Here is a 16,687-nt window from a genome sequence, read left to right as displayed (position 1 = left end):
AGGACGGTGGTTCAGGTGAGTCCCATATTGGTGGATTGGCTGTTGGTGGCAGTGGGAGTGCTATTGACTCTGGCAACGGCAGTGTTTGTGGCAGCTGAGTTTTCCTTTGTAGCTGTGGATGCCACTCAGGTATCTATGCGTTGCGCTAATGGAGACAAGCGTGCCGGGTTAGTGAAAAAAGCTATCTCACAGTTGTCTACACAGCTATCAGGAACTCAAGTGGGGATTACGCTCACGACCATTTTGTTGGGATATACCACTCAATCAGCTTTGGCTCGCCTGATTACCGGGGGATTGGGGCATACCCACATGGCTCTGGGAGTTGCCATCGGAGTTGGTAGTGCGGTCGCATTAGTGTTGACCAACCTGTTTTCGATGATATTTGGAGAATTGCTTCCTAAAAACCTGGCTTTGTCGGATCCTTTGGCTACGGCAAGTGCAGTGGTGCGTTTCCAAAAAGGCTTCACATTTTTATTTTTGCCGATCATTGTTTTGTTAAACGGTTCAGCTAATTGGGTGTTACGCCGTCTGGGGGTGGAGCCTGCCGAAGAATTGTCATCTGCCCGCTCCGCGCAGGAACTTGCAGCCTTGGTACGTCATAGTGCGGAGGCGGGTAAGCTCGATGTTTCAACGGCTTCCTTGTTTACCCGTTCGGTGCATATTTCCGGCTTGGCGGCAAAAGACGTGATGACTGACCGTGGGCGGGTACACTACCTGACCCAGGATGACACCGCGGATGACCTCATTGCGAAAGCGCGGGAAACTGGGCATTCCCGTTTCCCGGTGATTGGACCGGACGGTTTGGATGACATCCTGGGATTCGCCAACCTGCGCCGGGCCGTATCTGTCCCCTATGAACGCCGCAGTGAAGTCGTGGTCACTTCATCGTCGCTGATGTATGAAGTCCCCAGGGTTCCTGAAACGATGGGACTGGCGGATTTGATGGTGCTGCTGCGCGATGCCGGCAGCCAAACGGCGGTGGTGGTCGACGAGTACGGAGGCACTTCGGGAATCGTCACTTTGGAGGACGCGGTCGAGGAAATCGTGGGCGAGGTCGCGGATGAACACGATCAACACGCCGCCGGGATTAATCATCCCGTGGAAGGTGAATGGCTGGTTCCGGGGCTGATCCGTCCCGATGAACTGTTGATTCAAACCAAAGTGGAACTGCCTGACGAGGGCCCCTATGAAACCTTGGGGGGCTTGATTATGAACGAACTGGGCCACATTCCCTCGCAAGGCGAGACAGTCCTGGTGAACGGATACCTTTTGCGTGTTGAACAGATGGACGGTCGGCGTATCGATCGGGTACGTATCACTCGCCATGCGATTCCTGATACGCTGACACGTCCACAGGAGGTTGAGAGCCATGAATGATTGGCTAAGTCTCTTGGTTATGTTGATTCTTTTGGCTGTAAATGGCTTCTTTGTGGGAGCCGAATTTGCTATAACCGCTTCTCGTCGGGCTGAAATTGAACCGCTAGTAAAAGAGGGCAAGAGGGGAGCTAAAGGCGCTCTTTTTGCGGTTGAACATGTTTCGGAAATGCTGGCGACCTGCCAATTAGGCATTACGCTGGCTTCGACTGGATTGGGTGTGGTGGCAGAACCTGCATTAGCGCATCTCTTGACGCCTCTAGTAGCTCGTGTGGGGATTCCCCCCCTCAGCGCCCATCTGGTCGCAGTACTATTGGCGTTGCTGATTGTGTTGTACCTGCACGTGGTAGTGGGAGAGATGATTCCAAAGAATCTGTCCGTCAGTGCGCATACCTCACTCGTGTTGTTCTTTGGTCCCGCCATGACAGTCATTGCGCACAGTATGCGATGGTTAGTTAATGCTATGAACGCCTTCGCTAATGTGTTCGTGAGGTTGTTTGGCAGAGAGCCCAGAGACGAAGTCGCTAGCACTTTTACAGTTGAAGAAATGTCATCAATCGTTGAAAATTCCCGAGAGGAAGGGGTTTTGGAGGATGACTTGGGGTTGCTTTCCGGGACACTGGAGTTTTCTGCGGAAGTTGTGTCGGGAGTGATGGTCGGTTTGGAGAACTTGGTGACTTTGCCAGCCGACGTAAATCCTGTAGAAGCGGAAAAGACCGTGGCACACACAGGTTTTTCACGGTTTCCGATTACTGATGAAACCGGAAAGATTACCGGATACCTGCATATCAAAGATGTCATTGCGGTAGGGAAAGAATCTCGTGAACACCCTTTGGAGCCTTGGCGGATTCGGTCGTTGATTCCCGTGACACCTCAGATGGAAGTGGAGGATGCTTTACGGGTGATGCAAAAGCAAGGCACTCACCTTGCTGGGGTGGTCAATCCCGATGATTCCGGGACAGTCATTGGGGTAATCTTCCTGGAGGATATTCTCGAAGAATTGGTTGGAGAGGTTCGAGATTTGCTCTGAGTAACCTGAAACTGTTCATGCAACACCATTGAGACCAAAAATGCACGACTTTTTCAGGTATTTTTCGGAAACAAGCGTTTAGTGTTAACAAATGTTGCTGAAGTGAAAATTGATGCGCTCATTTAATTGCAAATCGTTATCTAGTTGTTATAAACTTGAGCTCGAGTTGTTATCCAAAGTCGGAAGGTAACCCGTGGAAAGCGAAAGGCCTCGCACTCGTCGGGAAGCGCGTGAATTGCGTAACCGCGCTCAGTCCGCTCATATTAGTAGGGAAGCTCATGTTTTCAACGCTCCGCGCCTGATACTTCTGGGTGTAGTTTCAGCCATCACCGTAGTCGCGCCGCTGTCCGGGATGGTTTCCCCTAACCTGTCCATTGCTTCCCCAAATTTTGACTTCAGTACCAATCAGACTCTGCTGTCTGTTGTGGCTAAAGCCAGCGGTATTACCGGTTACGATTCCGACTTAAACGCAGTTCCTGCCAGTTCTCGCTCTCGAGTGGTGGAGGCCTCTGCTTTGGGTAAGTGTGCTGCACAGGGATCTGCCAACGGTGACTCTGCCGCTGCCCCGGAAGAATACCTCCTCTTATGGCCGATGTTGTCGGGCAGCTACACGTTCACCTCTCCGTGGGGGATGCGCATTAATCCGGTGACCGGTACTCGATTGATGCACGAGGGAGTTGATTTTTCCGCTCCTACCGGCACGAATATTTACGCAGTCGCTGATGGAATAGTGACGGAAGCGGGAATGCTTGGGTCTACTGGCACAATTACTGTCAAACATGTTCAGGATGGTGAGGTGTTTTATTCCCGCTACCTGCACATGTATGCCAACGGAATCTATGTACACGAAGGCGATGAGGTGAAAGCCGGAGAAGTTATCGCCGGAGTGGGCTCGACCGGACGCTCTACTGGAGCACACTTGCACTTTGAGATTCGTAATTCTGACAAGGAATCTGTCGATCCAATGGGCTGGATGAAGCGTCATGGTGCTCGGTTCGTCAATCAGATTTGCTCCTAGATTCACGCCTGATTTTGCGACCCGCTCCTGTTTTCCCTGTTTCGCGCCATCGGCCGGTGCTGTTGGCTCACCGTGGATCAGCGGTGTCTGCCAGCGCGGCTGTGGGGTGTTCGGTTCCGGAAAATTCGCGGGCTGCCTTTGACTGGGCTGTTTCTTGCGGGTCAGTAGCTGGGCTGGAAACTGATATTCATGCCACCAGCGATGGGATTCCTGTCATCAGCCATGACCCGATGTGGCACGCGGTCGATGGGGAAGTAACCATTGCCGAAGTCACGTGGGCGCAACTGTGCCGTCATCAACTGCCTAACGGCGAGCGGCCTTTGAACCTGGAAGAGTTTCTGGACCGATACCCCGACATTTACTTGAATATTGATGCTAAAACAGATGCGGTTGTCCCCGGTACGCTACGCGTCTTACAAGGGCGCCGTGACTTGGAGCGTCTCGCTTTGGCGTCCTTTTCAGCCCGCCGAGTCTGGCGAATGGCCCGGCACCTGGGACCGGTGTGTGGCTTTTTACCGGGAGCGCGAGACGTTGTGCGAATCTGGGGGGGAGCTTCCTCCGGTTTGGTGAGGCGAACCCGCCCGGAGATTCGTAGCATAGACATTTCCCCTGACGCATTCTTTTCCCTAGTAGAGCGGGGAACCGCGGCAATGGCTCAAATCGAAGCCAACGCTCACCGCGTGATGGCGGGGTTAGCGGAAAAACGCCATTTGGAACGGCTCTATCGCTTCGGTATTGTGCCGCGTCTACTCAGGGATTTTCACTGTGCGCTGGCAGTACCGGAAAGTATCCGGGGGGTGAAAATCGTGACCCCACGGTTTGTGGCGGCCGCGCACACCCTAGGCTGTCCGGTTTATGTGTGGACGGTGAATGACACTTCCTCATATCAACGTCTAGTTTCCCTTGGTGTTGATGGGATTTATACCGATATTGTCAGTACATTAGCCCAAACTGACATTGAGGAATCTTCCAGCTAATCGGTGAAAAACTGTTGAAATATCAAGGAATACTTAACGTAATCTGAATGAAATATCAGAGAAATCTAAGAATAGCCTTGGAACTGACGAAGGTAACTGGTAGATTACTGACATCGACATACTTTCAATGAAAGGTTAGGCAATGGAACAGCAGCGCTCGGCAGTTCGTTTAGCAGCCGTAGTAGCTAAGCAGCGCCAAAACAGCGATGCGTTGCGCGGAGCGCAGACTGTTGTCGATGAACACACCCAGTGGGTGCTGTCGCACCTTTCTCGTGGCGATCGTGACCTGATTGAATCCGTCACCGGTGAAGTCATTGAACCCGGTGCCGATTCTGCCTCTCTGTTTGCTTTGACTTTGGCTGAATCGCGGATAAACCGGGCTTCTGTTTCCTCTGCGCATCCCCAAAATCAACAGCTACTGATGCGTCGTCCGCAGCCTCTGAGCCAACACGATCGCCTGGCTACCTTCACATCTATGCGCGCCATGCTGGGTAACGGCTCGGTGGGGCGGGCCTTGGATACCGAAGCCTAAATTTCCCGTCTCTACCTCCGCGTTTCGCGTCGGGGTTTTACTGCCTGCCGGTTTTGCGTAGGGTTTATTTATGTCTCATTTCGCCGACGACCCGAAAGCCTCTCAAAAGTCTCTGGTTGCCCTGATGGGGCCGGCTTTCGTGGCTGCTGTCGCCTACGTGGATCCGGGCAACGTAGCCGCCAATATCACTGCCGGAGCTCGCTACGGTTACACGTTAGTGTGGGTACTGGTGCTGGCTAACCTGATGGCTATGCTGGTCCAATATGAGAGCGCAAAGTTTGGGATTGTCACCGGCCAATCCCTGCCGCAAGTCCTAGGCAATCGTTTGCGCCGGCCAGCGCGGCTCGCCTTTTGGATCCAAGCCGAAATCGTGGCAGGTGCCACCGACTTGGCCGAAGTCATTGGTGGAGCCATAGCACTCAACCTGTTATTTGGGACTCCGCTGCTGGTTGGCGGCTTGATAATCGGTGTGGTGTCTTTGGGCATGCTGTTTTTACAAAATACCTCCGGTCAGATTGTGTTTGAACGGGTCATCATTGCCCTGCTTCTGGTCATCACCCTGGGATTCGTGGGTGGACTGGTAGTGGCACCGCCCTCCTGGCAGGCTGCCGTGGCCGGGTTACGTCCGACATTCCCCAATGCTGACTCGGTTTTAGTGGCTGCCTCGATGCTGGGAGCCACCGTGATGCCCCACGCGATTTATCTGCATTCCTCCCTGACGAAAGACCGCCACGGTTCGGAGCATCCTGACGACCGCAAGCGCAGACTCCTCCGGGCGACGAAACTGGATGTGTTCTGGGCCTTGCTGGTGGCTGGTTCGGTTAACATTGCCCTGGTGCTGCTGGCTGCCGCTGCGTTGCGCGGACCCGGAGCTGGGCAGGAAGATACGGACACAATCGAAGGTGCTTATCACGTTATCTCCCTAGCTCTCGGTGGTGGGGTAGCTACGGTGTTCGCAATCGGGCTGCTGGCTTCGGGGCTTGCTTCCACTTCGGTAGGAGCTTATGCGGGTTCAGAGATTATGGCCGGTTTGCTGCACATTCGCGTTCCGCTGCTGGCGCGGCGCGTGGTGACCTTGATACCGGGATTGGCCATCTTGGCGCTCGGCTTCGACCCCACCTGGGTGCTGGTACTCAGCCAGGCACTGCTGTCCTTAGGAATTCCTTTTGCGTTGCTGCCCCTGGTTATCTATACGTCGAAAAAGGACATTATGGGACCTTTCGCTGACCCCAAATGGTTGCTGGCCATTAACATCTTGGTAGCTGCTCTGATTATTGCCCTGAATCTGGGACTTTTAGTGCTGTTAGTGTTGGGCATAGGGGGTTAAAATTTACCTTCTGGAAGCAAAGCGGTAAACTGTTGAAGCTGGCTGCAGCAAGCCCCGGTAGCTCAGTGGATAGAGTGTTTGCCTCCGGAGCAAAAGGTCATGGGTTCGAATCCCATCCGGGGCGCTGAATCAGGTGCGATAGGCGCACTTAATGGACACCAATCGTTTTCGATTTTTCGCCCCTCTAAACGGGGTAATTTTGATGTGCTCAGGGCAAAACGTTAGGCTTATGGGGTGACTCCTGAAGAATTAACTCAGCGCATGATTGCGCAGCTTGGCACCGCAGCGGCGGAAAACAATATCGATATAGCAGACGGCGTCTTGGCCGAAAAAATGCGCGTGGAGCGTCCCAAGAATCGCGACCACGGAGATTGGGCGACGAATATCGCCTTGCAGTTGGGCAAGTCTGTGGGCCGCAACCCTCGAGAACTGGCGGAAATCTTTGCTTCTGCCATCACTCAAATTGACGGGGTGTCCTCCGCGGAAGTCGCCGGTCCGGGGTTCATCAACATCCGGCTTGAGGCCGGAGCCGCCGGTGCTTTGGTAGCTGAGATTCTGGCTTCCGGCAACGATTACGGCCACGGCGAAAACCTCAAAGGAATCCATATCAACCTGGAGTACGTTTCCGCTAACCCGACCGGACCGCTGCACATTGGCGGTGCGCGCTGGGCAGCAGTGGGGGATTCTTTGGCTCGTCTGTACAAGTTCAGCGGCGCTAAGGTCACACGCGAGTACTACTTTAACGATCATGGCACCCAGATTGACCGCTTTGCGGTTTCTTTGCTGGCAGCGGCTCGCGGCCAGGAAACCCCCGAAGATGGTTACGGCGGGCAGTACATTTCCGATATCGCGTCCAAGGTTCAAGCCGAAGCGAAAGCTGCGGGCGACCCTGACCCGGTAACTCTGGACGACGCAGCCGCCCAAGAATACTTCCGCTCTCACGGCGTCGAAATGATGTTCGATGAGATTAAAGAATCATTGCGCGGTTTCCGTACCGAATTCGATGTGTTCTTCCACGAAAATTCCCTCTATGAAACCGGGGCAGTCACCAAGGCGCTGGATTACTTGCGTGAGCGTGGCGAGGTGGCCGAAAAGGACGGCGCGACCTGGCTGCTGACAACCAAGCATGGAGACGACAAGGACCGTGTGGTTATCAAGTCCGATGGCAACGCCTCCTACTTCGCTTCTGACGTAGCCTACTATCAGGACAAGCGCCGGCGCGGGGCGGATCGCACCGTGTTCCTATTCGGGGCTGACCACCACGGTTACGTTGGGCGCATGATGGCAATGTGCGCCGCTTATGGCGATAAGCCGGGCGAGAATATGCAGATTATCATCGGGCAGCTGGTGAACCTGTTTAAGAACGGTGAACCGGTACGTATGAGCAAGCGTGCCGGAGACATCGTTACGCTGGAGGACTTCGTCGAAGCTGTAGGCGTCGATGCGGCCCGTTATGCCCTGGTGCGTTCTTCGATGGATACCCAGTTGGCGATTGACCTTGATGTGCTGGCTTCGCATACCAACGAAAATCCCGTTTACTATGTCCAATATGCGCATGCCCGCACCTCAAACGTAGCCAAGAACGCTGCTGAACATGGGGTTTCTTGCGCGGATGGTTTCGATCCGAAAGAACTCAGCGATCCGGCAGATGCGGCCCTTATCGGTGTTCTGGCGCAGTTCCCGTCCGTAGTGGCGACAGGCGCGGCTGAAAACGCCACGCACCTGGTGCCTCGTTACTTGGAGAACTTGGCGGGGGCTTACCACACCTGGTACGGCAAGCGCCGCGTCACCCCCGCTGGTGATGAACCGGTAACGGCTGAGCACGCGGCGCTGCTGGCGCTGAACAACGCTGTTGGTCAGGTCCTGCGCAACGGCTTGGACCTGTTGGGTGTGACCGCACCCGAGCGGATGTGAGCGGCGCCGTTTTTCGAGGAAGCCGCGCCACGTAAGGAAGGAACGGGCGGTGGATTTGACGGCTGATGACCCAGCACGTTTACACCCGGGGGATTCTGGCTTAAGAACTTGGGTTGCCCCGGACCCGCAGGCGCGCGCGGACTTGTGGCCCAGTGGGCTTCAGCGCGATTCACAGGGAGAACTGACTCTGCACGGACGAAGCCTGAGCGAGCTTTTGAGCCAGGCTCCGCAGGTGGACGGTCGGGGCGGACAAACCCCGATTTTTGTGCTGGACATGGCGGATTTTCAAGACCGTCTCAAGGCTTTTCGCGAGGCTTTTGCCGCAGCGTTTGGCGAGCATGAGGTGCAGGTACACTATGCCGGAAAAGCCTTCTTGTGCGTGGAAATAGCCCGGCTGGCGGCTGGGGCAGGACTCGGGTTAGATACGGCTTCTGCTGGGGAGATGGCTTTGGCGCTAGCTTCAGGCTGTCCACCGAGTTTGATTGGCTTGCATGGGAACGGGAAATCCCCCGAACTGCTGCGACAAGCAGTTGAGGCTCACCTGGGGAGGATTATCGTTGATTCCCCCGCGGAAGTCCGGCGTATTCAGCGCGTCTTAGATGAATTGGAGCCGCAAAGCCGGGTGCCGCTGATGGTGCGTGTCACCACGGGAGTTCACGCCGGCGGTCACGCATTTATTGCTACCGCCCACGAAGACCAAAAGTTCGGGTTGTCCCTCACCCCTGGGGCTCACGGTTTTGAACCTATCGATGACTCCGATTCTCCCCGCGGCGCAGCCCCGGCTTTTGATTCCCCCGCCTGGCGCGTGGTGCAGTCCATTTTGGCTGATGAACGCTTGGAGCTGAGCGGTCTGCATTCTCACATTGGTTCTCAGATAGTGAATCTTGACGGTTTTTTTGCCGCGGCTCGGATAATTCTGGAGTTTCGGGGTCTGGTGAAACAAACGACCGGTTATCTCATTCCAGAAATCGACCTGGGTGGCGGCTACGGCATCGCCTATACCCCTGCCGATGCCCCCGCGCCAGGCGCCGCCGACTTCGCCGCTGGACTGTACCAAGTGATACAAAATGCCTGTGATGAGTTAGAACAACCCTTCCCGCGGGTTTCCGTAGAACCGGGACGAGCTATTGCTGGTCCCAGCACCATTACTTTGTACCGAGTGGTCAATATCAAGGATCAGCCGGTGGGCCAGCATCGAGACGGCAGCCTCAGCTATCGTCGCTACGTGTCGATAGACGGTGGAATGAGCGACAACATTCGTCCCGCGCTGTACGATGCCAACTATACGATTGCTTTGGCCAACCGCCGTTCGACGGCTCCGCTGACGCCCTGCCGTGTGGTGGGTTCTCACTGTGAATCGGGTGACATTGTGGTTAAAGACGTGGCCCTGCCCGCAGACTTGACCGAGGGAGACCTGCTGGCGGTACCTGCTACAGGAGCCTATGGGTGGGCCATGAGCTCGAACTATAACTGGTTTACGCGCCCGGGAGTGCTGGGGGTAGATCAAGACAACAGTGGAACGGTCATTACAAAGTGGCTTTTGGAGCCGGAAACTGTGGATGCGATGCTGGCTCATTTTGACCCGCAGTACCGCGAATTTTTAGACGCCCGCCCTGCTGATACAGTGAACGTATAGAGGGATACCGAAAGGGAAAACAGAGATGGCGCAAAAACAAGACGTAAAAATTGGACTGCTCGGTGCTGGCACGGTAGGACTGCAAGTCGCGCGCATTTTGCATGACCAACAGCAGGAACTCGCGGCACGGGCGGGAGCAAACCTGGTGCTTAGCGGCGTTGCGGTCCGCGATACCAGCAAGGCTCGGGAGGGCCTGGACCGAAATCTGTTGACCACCGATATTGATGCGGTGATTGACTCAGCCGACCTGGTCATCGAGCTGATGGGAGGCCTGGAACCGGCTCGCAGTGCCATGTTGAAAGCCTTGGAGGCAGGCAAAACGGTGGTGACCGGCAACAAAGCGGTCCTCGCACAATACGGCCCGGAACTCTATGAGGCTGCCGCCCGCACAGATTCGAATTTGTATTTTGAAGCCGCGGTGGCCGGGGCGGTTCCCGTGGTTTATGGACTGCGGGAATCCTTGACCGGAGACCGAATCAACAAAGTTCTGGGTATCGTCAACGGCACCACCAACTACATTCTCGATCAGATGACCACCCAGGGTTGGTCTTATGAACGGGCTCTGCACCAGGCTCAAGAGCTTGGCTTTGCCGAGGCGGATCCCAGCGCGGACGTAGGCGGTCACGATGCGGCAGCCAAGTGCGCCATCCTAGCCTCCCTGGCTTTCCATACCCGGGTGAACCTGGAGGATGTCCCCGTGAAGGGGATTACCGAGGTTAGCCCTCAGGACATTCAACAGGCTACAGAGTCTGGGTACGCGGTGAAACTGTTGGCTCGCGCCCAAAGGGTCACCGTTGACGGGCAGGAACAGATTGCCCTCGGTGTGGAACCGACCCTGGTGCCAAAGAGTCATCCGCTGGCGGGCATCAGCGGACCCTACAACGCCATAGTTTTGGAAACCGAGTTTGCTGGTCGGCTCATGTTTTACGGGGCGGGCGCAGGTGGGGCTCCCACCGCCTCCGCGGTACTTTCCGACGTCGTGGCGGGTGCCAACCACCTGGTCTCCGGGGGGCATGCCCCCCGCGAAAGCGTGTACGCAGACCTGCCGATTTGCGAACCGGGACGAGTGGAAACCTGCCGTCAGGTACGTTTGCAGGTTGCTGACCGGATTGGGATGCTGGCGGAAATCGCCAAAATCTATGCCGCCGGGGAAGTCTCCATTGCGTCTTTGACTCAACCACCGACCGAGACCGCACCCGACGAAGCGACATTGGTCATTTCGACCCATCTGGCACAGAATTCCAAGCATGAGGGAATTACTGCCGCTTTGGCGAAATCACCATTAGTGCATAAAATCGCCTCAGAGATGTCCATTGAGGAAGACCAATGAGAGCCTCAGTTTTTTCGTGACTAAGGCGTGGCCGAGAGCGAAAACTGTAGAGGTTATCGAAACCGCGAATAAGGAGCAACCAAAACATGGCACAGATGTGGAGCGGTCTGCTGGAAGAATACCGGAATCGACTTCCCCTGGAACCAGGCGACCCCGTCGTGACCCTGTTTGAGGGCAATACCCCCTTGATTCGGGCGCGCCGCGTGGAACAGCGCATTGGCACCCTGAGCGAGAAAGCTGGCGTAGACACCACCGGTACAGAAGTCTATGTGAAGTTTGAGGGTGCTAACCCCACCGGTTCGTTCAAAGACCGGGGCATGACTATGGCCATGACGAAAGTGAAGGCGGCGGGCACTCAGATGGTGGCCTGCGCTTCCACCGGCAACACCTCCGCTTCCGCGGCGGCTTATTCGGTCGCGGCAGGGGTGGGATGCGCGGTCATTTTACCCGCCGGAAAGATTGCTCTGGGCAAGCTGGCTCAAGCCGTGATGCACGGGGCCAAGCTCATTGCGGTGGACGGAAACTTTGACGACTGCTTGCGAATCACCCGGGAACTGACCGAAAAGTACCCGGTGGGTTTGGTGAATTCAATTAACCCCTACCGGCTGCAGGGACAAAAGACCGCCGCTTTTGAAATTTGTGACGCCCTGGGTGATGCCCCCGATATTCACTGCCTGCCGGTGGGCAACGCCGGAAACATCAGCGCCTATTGGATGGGATATAACGAGTACTTCGGTCGGAAAGTCGCCTCCTCGATCGAGGATTCAGCCCTGAAACTGAAACCACAATCCACCAAGCTGCCTCGAATGTGGGGGATTCAAGCCACCGGAGCCGCACCCTTCGTGGCGGGACACCCTATCAAGAATCCGGAAACCATCGCCACCGCTATCCGGATTGGTAACCCCGCGTCTTGGGATTACGCCACCGCGGCCCGCGACGACTCCGGCGGGTTGATTACTGCGGTCAGCGATGCAGCCATTATGCAGGCCCAGTCCATTATCGCCGCGGAAGTCGGAGTGTTTTGCGAGCCGGCCAGCGCGGCCCCGATAGCGGGTCTGTTGGCGTTGGCCGAGCAAGGCAAAGTACCTGGAGGAGTGCGAATTGCCTGTACCTTGACCGGCAACGGCTTGAAAGACACCGCCACCGCAATGGAAGCGAAAGGCAACGTGACCCCACCCGTAATCGAACCCAGCCTGCAGGCGGCGGTACGGGAACTTGGCCTGTAACAGTAACGTCCCCATCAGGCCGATGCTGGGCCCAAACCAAGCGCAAAACCACCGAACCTAAGGAATTACCATGAATTTTGTGCGTGACGAAGTAACGGTCAGCGTTCCGGCCTCCTCGGCTAACCTGGGGCCGGGATTTGACGCTCTGGGCCTCGCCTTGGAACTGCGCGATGAAGTCAGTGTGCGGGCCACCACCGGAGCAACCCACGTCACGGTGGAAGGCGAAGGCGCCGGAAAAGTACCTGAGGATGAAACCAACATGGTGGTGCAGGCTTTGCGAGCTGGGCTGGAATCTGTAGGAGCTTCCCAGATTGGGATTGAAATGCATTGCGTGAACCGGATTCCGCACGGCCGTGGTCTGGGTTCGTCTTCCGCGGCCCTAGTTTCCGGGTTGGCTGCTGCTGGGTCTTTGCTGGAGCCTGGAGTGTTGGACACGGAGGCGATTTTTCAGCTCGCGGTCCAGATGGAAGGCCACCCCGACAATGCCGCCCCTGCCGTGTACGGGGGCGCCGTGGTGGGCTGGATGGAACCGAGTGCGAATGGGGGTACGCCGCGAGCCTATGCGCAACATTTTGAGGTTTCCCCGCAAGTACGGCTGACCGTGCTGATTCCGGAATTTGAACTCGCCACCTCCAAGGCACGCGGGTTGCTGCCCGAGTCAGTTCCGCATCGGGACGCGGCCTTCAATGCCGGACGCGCCGCGCTGCTGCCTCTGGCCTTGGCTAAATACCCCGAACTACTGTTTTTCGCTACTGAGGATCGGCTGCATCAGGAGTATCGCCGTGAGGGCATGCCCCAGTCCCTAGAATTAGTAGACCGGCTGCGAGCCGCTGGCGCTCCCGCCGCCATCAGTGGTGCTGGGCCTACCGTGATACTTTTTGACCATCTGGACCCCGCCACGCGCCAAGATCTCGAACATCTGGGCTGGAAGCCGCGAGAATTACCGGTGGCGCCACAGGGAATCATTGTCAGGTAACCACGGGGAACCACCACGTGGTCAATCCAGTCACGGATACAGGCACCCCCGAAACTTGTGAATAAGACCCTACCCCGCCAAGAAAGGCAATGACGGGGTAGGGAGATTTTTTGGAGATGAACGACGCTTTAGCGTCTGAGGACGTAACGGACCTGGAATCCGGCTTTCGTAAACGCCTCCTCCAGGTCGGTGGTATTCACGGTATTCACACCCAGAAGCACGAAAGAACTCTCCATCCCGGTGCGGTACACCGCAATATGGGTGATGTTGGTCTCCAGTTCCCCGGTGACCCTCGCTAGGCGGCTCATCACCCCGGGCTGGTCGTCAGCCTCAATAACCAGGCGGGTTCCGGGCTCGCGAGCCCCGTTAATGTCGATAAACGCATCGAGGACATCAGATTCGGTAATGACCCCGATAACCTTGCCTTTATCCATGACCGGCAGAATCTCGTCTTTCGAGTCACGCATGACGATGGCGGCTTCCTCCAGCATGGCATCGGCCGAGATGGTGGGGGGATTCTTTTTCATAATCTTATAAATCTTCAGTTTGGACAACAGGTAGGCCACTTCGCCAAAAGATAGGGAAGTTGCGTCAGAGGGCAGAGCCCGGTTGATGTCCGACTGAGAAACTACGCCGCACAGTTTGCCGTCACGCAATACCGGCAGCTTCGTGATGCCGTGTGTCTGCATCATTTCGATAGCGTCGGGTACGGTGGCACCCGAATCGATAGTAAAAGGGTTGGCTGTCATTCTCCATTTTACAAACATGGTTATCCTCCCAGGTAGGCATGCTTAACTTCGTCGCTAGTGAGCAACTCTGCGGCATCGCCTTGCAACACAATCTTGCCGGTTTCCATCACGTAGGCGCGTGAGGCAATCTGCAAAGCCATGTTGGCGTTTTGCTCTACCAATAAAATCGTAGTTCCCATTTCTTGAATTTTGACGATGATGTCAAAGATTTCTTGGACGAACAGCGGTGCCAAACCCATCGAAGGTTCGTCCAACAGCAGGACGCGCGGTTTGGCCATCAGCCCGCGGCCCATAGCCAACATCTGCTGTTCACCGCCGCTCAAGGTCCCCGCCAGCTGATTTTTCCGGTCAGCCAAGACCGGGAACCGTTCAAACACCATTTTCAGGTCCGCGGCCCAACCGCTGCGGTCTTTGCGCATGTAGGCGCCCAAATCGAGGTTTTCCATCACGGTCATTCCGGGGAACACCCGACGCCCCTCCGGGACGTGAACCAAACCGTGGCGTACCCGCGAACGTGGTGAGGATTTGGTAATTTCCTTGCCGTCAAGCCAAATCGAGCCTTCCAAAGGGCGTTCCAGGCCGGAGGCGGTGCGCAACGTCGTGGTTTTACCCGCTCCGTTGGCGCCAATCAGGGTCACGATTTCACCTTCTTCCACGCGCAGGGAAATGCCTTTGAGAGCCTGGATGCCGCCGAATGAAACCTTTAGGTCCTTAATCTCAAACATTTTCCACCTCCTGCCCCAGATAGGCTTCGATAACCTTCGGATTGTTACGAACTTCCTGAGGCGTACCGGAAGCGATAACCACGCCGTGGTCGAGCACGTAGAGGCGCTCGCAGATGGTCATCACCAGCGACATGTCGTGCTCAATGAGCAGGATAGTGAGGTGATAGCGCTGACGCAGCATCGCAATCAACTCCGTGAGCTGGGCAGTCTCGGCTGGGTTCATTCCTGCCGCCGGCTCGTCCAGCAGCAGGAGCTGCGGGTTAGTCGCCAGGGCACGAGCAATCTCCAGGTGACGCTGTTCACCGTAGGACAGGTTCCGAGCTGATTCACCGGCTTTTTCAGCGAGGTTCATCATCTGCAGTAACTGCATAGATTCTTCGTGGACGCGTTGACGCGACTGGGACCAGGACGGCAGATGGAAAAAGGACGCCAGGAGGGAATACTTTTCGCGCTGTTCCATGGCAAAAACCACGTTGTCCAACACCGTGAGGTCCTTGAACAAACGGATGTTTTGGAAGGTGCGGGCGATGCCGCAGCGAGAAATCACAAAGGGTTTCTTGCCGGCAATGGAGACGTCCCCGCCCTGCGGGTCGGGGCGGAAAGCGATGGTTCCCGACGAGGGGGGATAAACCCCGGTCAGCAGGTTGAAAACGGTGGTTTTCCCCGCTCCGTTGGGTCCAATCAGACCGATTAGTTCACCGGGCTTCAGATACATATCCACGTCCGTTAGTGCGGCGAGCCCGCCGAAGTGCCGTGTCAGGCGGCGCACGTCCAAGATAGCGTGGGCGCGTTGCTCCTCGGTCGGGGGTTCGGTGGATGCGGATTCTTTCCCAGTTTCGGGACTAGCCTTGGCGCGGAGTGCCTCCGGAGGTGTCTCCGCGGTTGGGGGAGTTGGCAACGCACTGCCATTTTCCGGTTTGCCCTCCCCGGTCGGCTTGCGCAACAACCGACCAAAGACCTTAAATGTCAGCTCCTTGGTACCCAACAGACCCTGGGGACGGAACACCATGAGGATAACCAAAACTAAGGCGTAGAGAATCATTCGGATTTCAGGGAAGGGCTGGAGCAGGGTCGAAACTACAGCCAGCAATATGGCGGCGATGATCGAGCCGGTCAGCGAACCCAAACCGCCCAAAACCACTATCACCAGGATGTTGATGGACATCATGAAGTTGAACAGGTCCGGTTTCACAAAGAAGAAGTTGCCGATGTACAGGCCGCCCCCGATGGCTCCGAAGAAAGAACCGACTACGAAAGCCAGGGTCTTAATCCGGGTGGAGTAAACGCCGATGGATTCAGCGGCGATTTCGTCCTCGCGGACCGCGATGCAGGCGTGCCCGTGACGGGAGTTCAGGAAGTTACGAATCAGCAGGATGGTGCCCGCTGTGAGGATGAACAGGATGTTCCAGTCCGTGAACTGCAGTTGGATGAACAGTCCGGCAGCCCCGCCGGAGAACTCCAGATTCAACAGCAGCACGCGGATAATCTCGGCCAGTCCCAGGGTGGCGATAGCCAGGTAGTCTCCTTTCAGACGCAGGGTCGGCAAACCGATGAGGAAACCGATACCGGCGGCGAAAAGTCCGCCTATGCCCAGTCCCAGGAAGAAACCACCGTAGGTAGGAATCGCGGTAACGATGAGGCCGGTGGAATAGGCCCCTACTGCCATGAATCCGGCGTGGCCCAGAGAGAATTGCCCGGTAAACCCGGTGACCAGGTTCAACGACACAGCCAGGATAATGTTCACGCAGATGGTGACCATTGTGTTAAAGATGTAAGAGTCGATGACCCCCACCGTGATGAGGGCGTACCCCAGCCCCCAAAGAACCGCGAGAATGACGGCTTGTGCAATGATACCTTTTATTCCAGTTTTCAT

General features: G+C 56.2%; 14 protein-coding genes and 1 tRNA gene. 12 read left to right on the top strand and 3 right to left on the bottom strand.

What is annotated here, in order from left to right:
- Positions 1 to 15 precede the first annotated feature (15 nt).
- From SPI05_RS01955 to thrB, 12 genes are all read left to right on the top strand, one after another.
- Entirely contained in the window at positions 16 to 1,377 is a 1,362-nt protein-coding gene (locus SPI05_RS01955) for a hemolysin family protein (RefSeq protein ID WP_414601953.1), read from the top strand.
- Positions 1,370 to 2,404 carry a hemolysin family protein gene (locus SPI05_RS01950; protein WP_321075661.1) on the top strand — a complete coding sequence of 345 codons (1,035 nt, stop codon included), beginning with the start codon at positions 1,370 to 1,372 and terminating at the stop codon, positions 2,402 to 2,404. Before SPI05_RS01955 ends, SPI05_RS01950 begins: the two co-directional genes overlap by 8 nt.
- A 235-nt stretch (positions 2,405 to 2,639) precedes the next feature.
- Positions 2,640 to 3,422 (top strand): M23 family metallopeptidase, encoded by a 783-nt coding sequence (locus SPI05_RS01945; RefSeq protein WP_321075659.1) that lies wholly within the window; start codon positions 2,640 to 2,642, stop codon positions 3,420 to 3,422.
- Positions 3,413 to 4,399, top strand: coding sequence for a glycerophosphodiester phosphodiesterase family protein (locus SPI05_RS01940; protein WP_414601952.1), 987 nt, complete (start codon positions 3,413 to 3,415; stop codon positions 4,397 to 4,399). Before SPI05_RS01945 ends, SPI05_RS01940 begins: the two co-directional genes overlap by 10 nt.
- A 142-nt stretch (positions 4,400 to 4,541) precedes the next feature.
- Complete coding sequence (locus SPI05_RS01935; RefSeq protein ID WP_321075656.1) at positions 4,542 to 4,931, top strand: hypothetical protein; 390 nt, start codon at positions 4,542 to 4,544, stop codon at positions 4,929 to 4,931.
- A gap of 70 nt (positions 4,932 to 5,001) precedes the next feature.
- Positions 5,002 to 6,258 carry an Nramp family divalent metal transporter gene (locus SPI05_RS01930; protein WP_321075654.1) on the top strand — a complete coding sequence of 419 codons (1,257 nt, stop codon included), beginning with the start codon at positions 5,002 to 5,004 and terminating at the stop codon, positions 6,256 to 6,258.
- 51 nt (positions 6,259 to 6,309) lie between these two features.
- A tRNA-Arg gene (locus tag SPI05_RS01925) sits at positions 6,310 to 6,382 on the top strand.
- A 110-nt stretch (positions 6,383 to 6,492) separates the two neighbouring features.
- Positions 6,493 to 8,172, top strand: coding sequence for an arginine--tRNA ligase (gene argS, locus SPI05_RS01920; protein WP_321075653.1), 1,680 nt, complete (start codon positions 6,493 to 6,495; stop codon positions 8,170 to 8,172).
- 55 nt (positions 8,173 to 8,227) lie between these two features.
- Positions 8,228 to 9,808 (top strand): diaminopimelate decarboxylase family protein, encoded by a 1,581-nt coding sequence (locus tag SPI05_RS01915; protein WP_414601956.1) that lies wholly within the window; start codon positions 8,228 to 8,230, stop codon positions 9,806 to 9,808.
- Between the two features lie 25 nt (positions 9,809 to 9,833).
- Complete coding sequence (locus tag SPI05_RS01910; protein WP_321075648.1) at positions 9,834 to 11,138, top strand: homoserine dehydrogenase; 1,305 nt, start codon at positions 9,834 to 9,836, stop codon at positions 11,136 to 11,138.
- A gap of 86 nt (positions 11,139 to 11,224) precedes the next feature.
- Complete coding sequence (thrC, locus tag SPI05_RS01905; RefSeq protein ID WP_321075646.1) at positions 11,225 to 12,364, top strand: threonine synthase; 1,140 nt, start codon at positions 11,225 to 11,227, stop codon at positions 12,362 to 12,364.
- A gap of 70 nt (positions 12,365 to 12,434) precedes the next feature.
- Complete coding sequence (gene thrB / locus SPI05_RS01900; protein WP_321075644.1) at positions 12,435 to 13,340, top strand: homoserine kinase; 906 nt, start codon at positions 12,435 to 12,437, stop codon at positions 13,338 to 13,340.
- 128 nt (positions 13,341 to 13,468) lie between these two features.
- Here the strand turns inward: thrB and SPI05_RS01895 are convergent, their stop codons facing one another.
- From SPI05_RS01895 to SPI05_RS01885, 3 genes are read right to left on the bottom strand one after another with little or no spacing between them, the layout of a single operon-like run.
- Positions 13,469 to 14,089, bottom strand: coding sequence for a CBS and ACT domain-containing protein (locus SPI05_RS01895; RefSeq protein ID WP_321075642.1), 621 nt, complete (start codon positions 14,087 to 14,089; stop codon positions 13,469 to 13,471).
- 20 nt (positions 14,090 to 14,109) lie between these two features.
- Positions 14,110 to 14,814, bottom strand: a complete 705-nt coding sequence (locus tag SPI05_RS01890) for an ABC transporter ATP-binding protein (protein WP_321075640.1) — start codon at positions 14,812 to 14,814, stop codon at positions 14,110 to 14,112.
- Positions 14,807 to 16,687, bottom strand: a complete 1,881-nt coding sequence (locus SPI05_RS01885; protein ID WP_321075638.1) for a branched-chain amino acid ABC transporter ATP-binding protein/permease — start codon at positions 16,685 to 16,687, stop codon at positions 14,807 to 14,809. Before SPI05_RS01885 ends, SPI05_RS01890 begins: the two co-directional genes overlap by 8 nt.

Source organism: Mobiluncus sp. (assembly GCF_034180645.1).
In the GTDB taxonomy this organism is placed as follows: domain Bacteria; phylum Actinomycetota; class Actinomycetes; order Actinomycetales; family Actinomycetaceae; genus Mobiluncus.
Note: the sequence above shows the minus strand (reverse complement) of the source record. Positions and strands in the feature narration are given on the sequence as shown.

Excerpts from the sequence above, each read along its gene's own strand:
- SPI05_RS01950 (WP_321075661.1), top strand. The coding sequence starts at position 1,370 with ATGAATGATTGGCTAAGTCTCTTGGTTATGTTGATTCTTTTGGCTGTA.
- SPI05_RS01935 (WP_321075656.1), top strand. The coding sequence starts at position 4,542 with ATGGAACAGCAGCGCTCGGCAGTTCGTTTAGCAGCCGTAGTAGCTAAG.
- SPI05_RS01930 (WP_321075654.1), top strand. The coding sequence starts at position 5,002 with ATGTCTCATTTCGCCGACGACCCGAAAGCCTCTCAAAAGTCTCTGGTT.
- SPI05_RS01910 (WP_321075648.1), top strand. The coding sequence starts at position 9,834 with ATGGCGCAAAAACAAGACGTAAAAATTGGACTGCTCGGTGCTGGCACG.
- thrC (WP_321075646.1), top strand. The coding sequence starts at position 11,225 with ATGGCACAGATGTGGAGCGGTCTGCTGGAAGAATACCGGAATCGACTT.
- thrB (WP_321075644.1), top strand. The coding sequence starts at position 12,435 with ATGAATTTTGTGCGTGACGAAGTAACGGTCAGCGTTCCGGCCTCCTCG.
- SPI05_RS01895 (WP_321075642.1), bottom strand. The coding sequence starts at position 14,089 with ATGACAGCCAACCCTTTTACTATCGATTCGGGTGCCACCGTACCCGAC.
- SPI05_RS01890 (WP_321075640.1), bottom strand. The coding sequence starts at position 14,814 with ATGTTTGAGATTAAGGACCTAAAGGTTTCATTCGGCGGCATCCAGGCT.
- SPI05_RS01885 (WP_321075638.1), bottom strand. The coding sequence starts at position 16,687 with ATGAAAACTGGAATAAAAGGTATCATTGCACAAGCCGTCATTCTCGCG.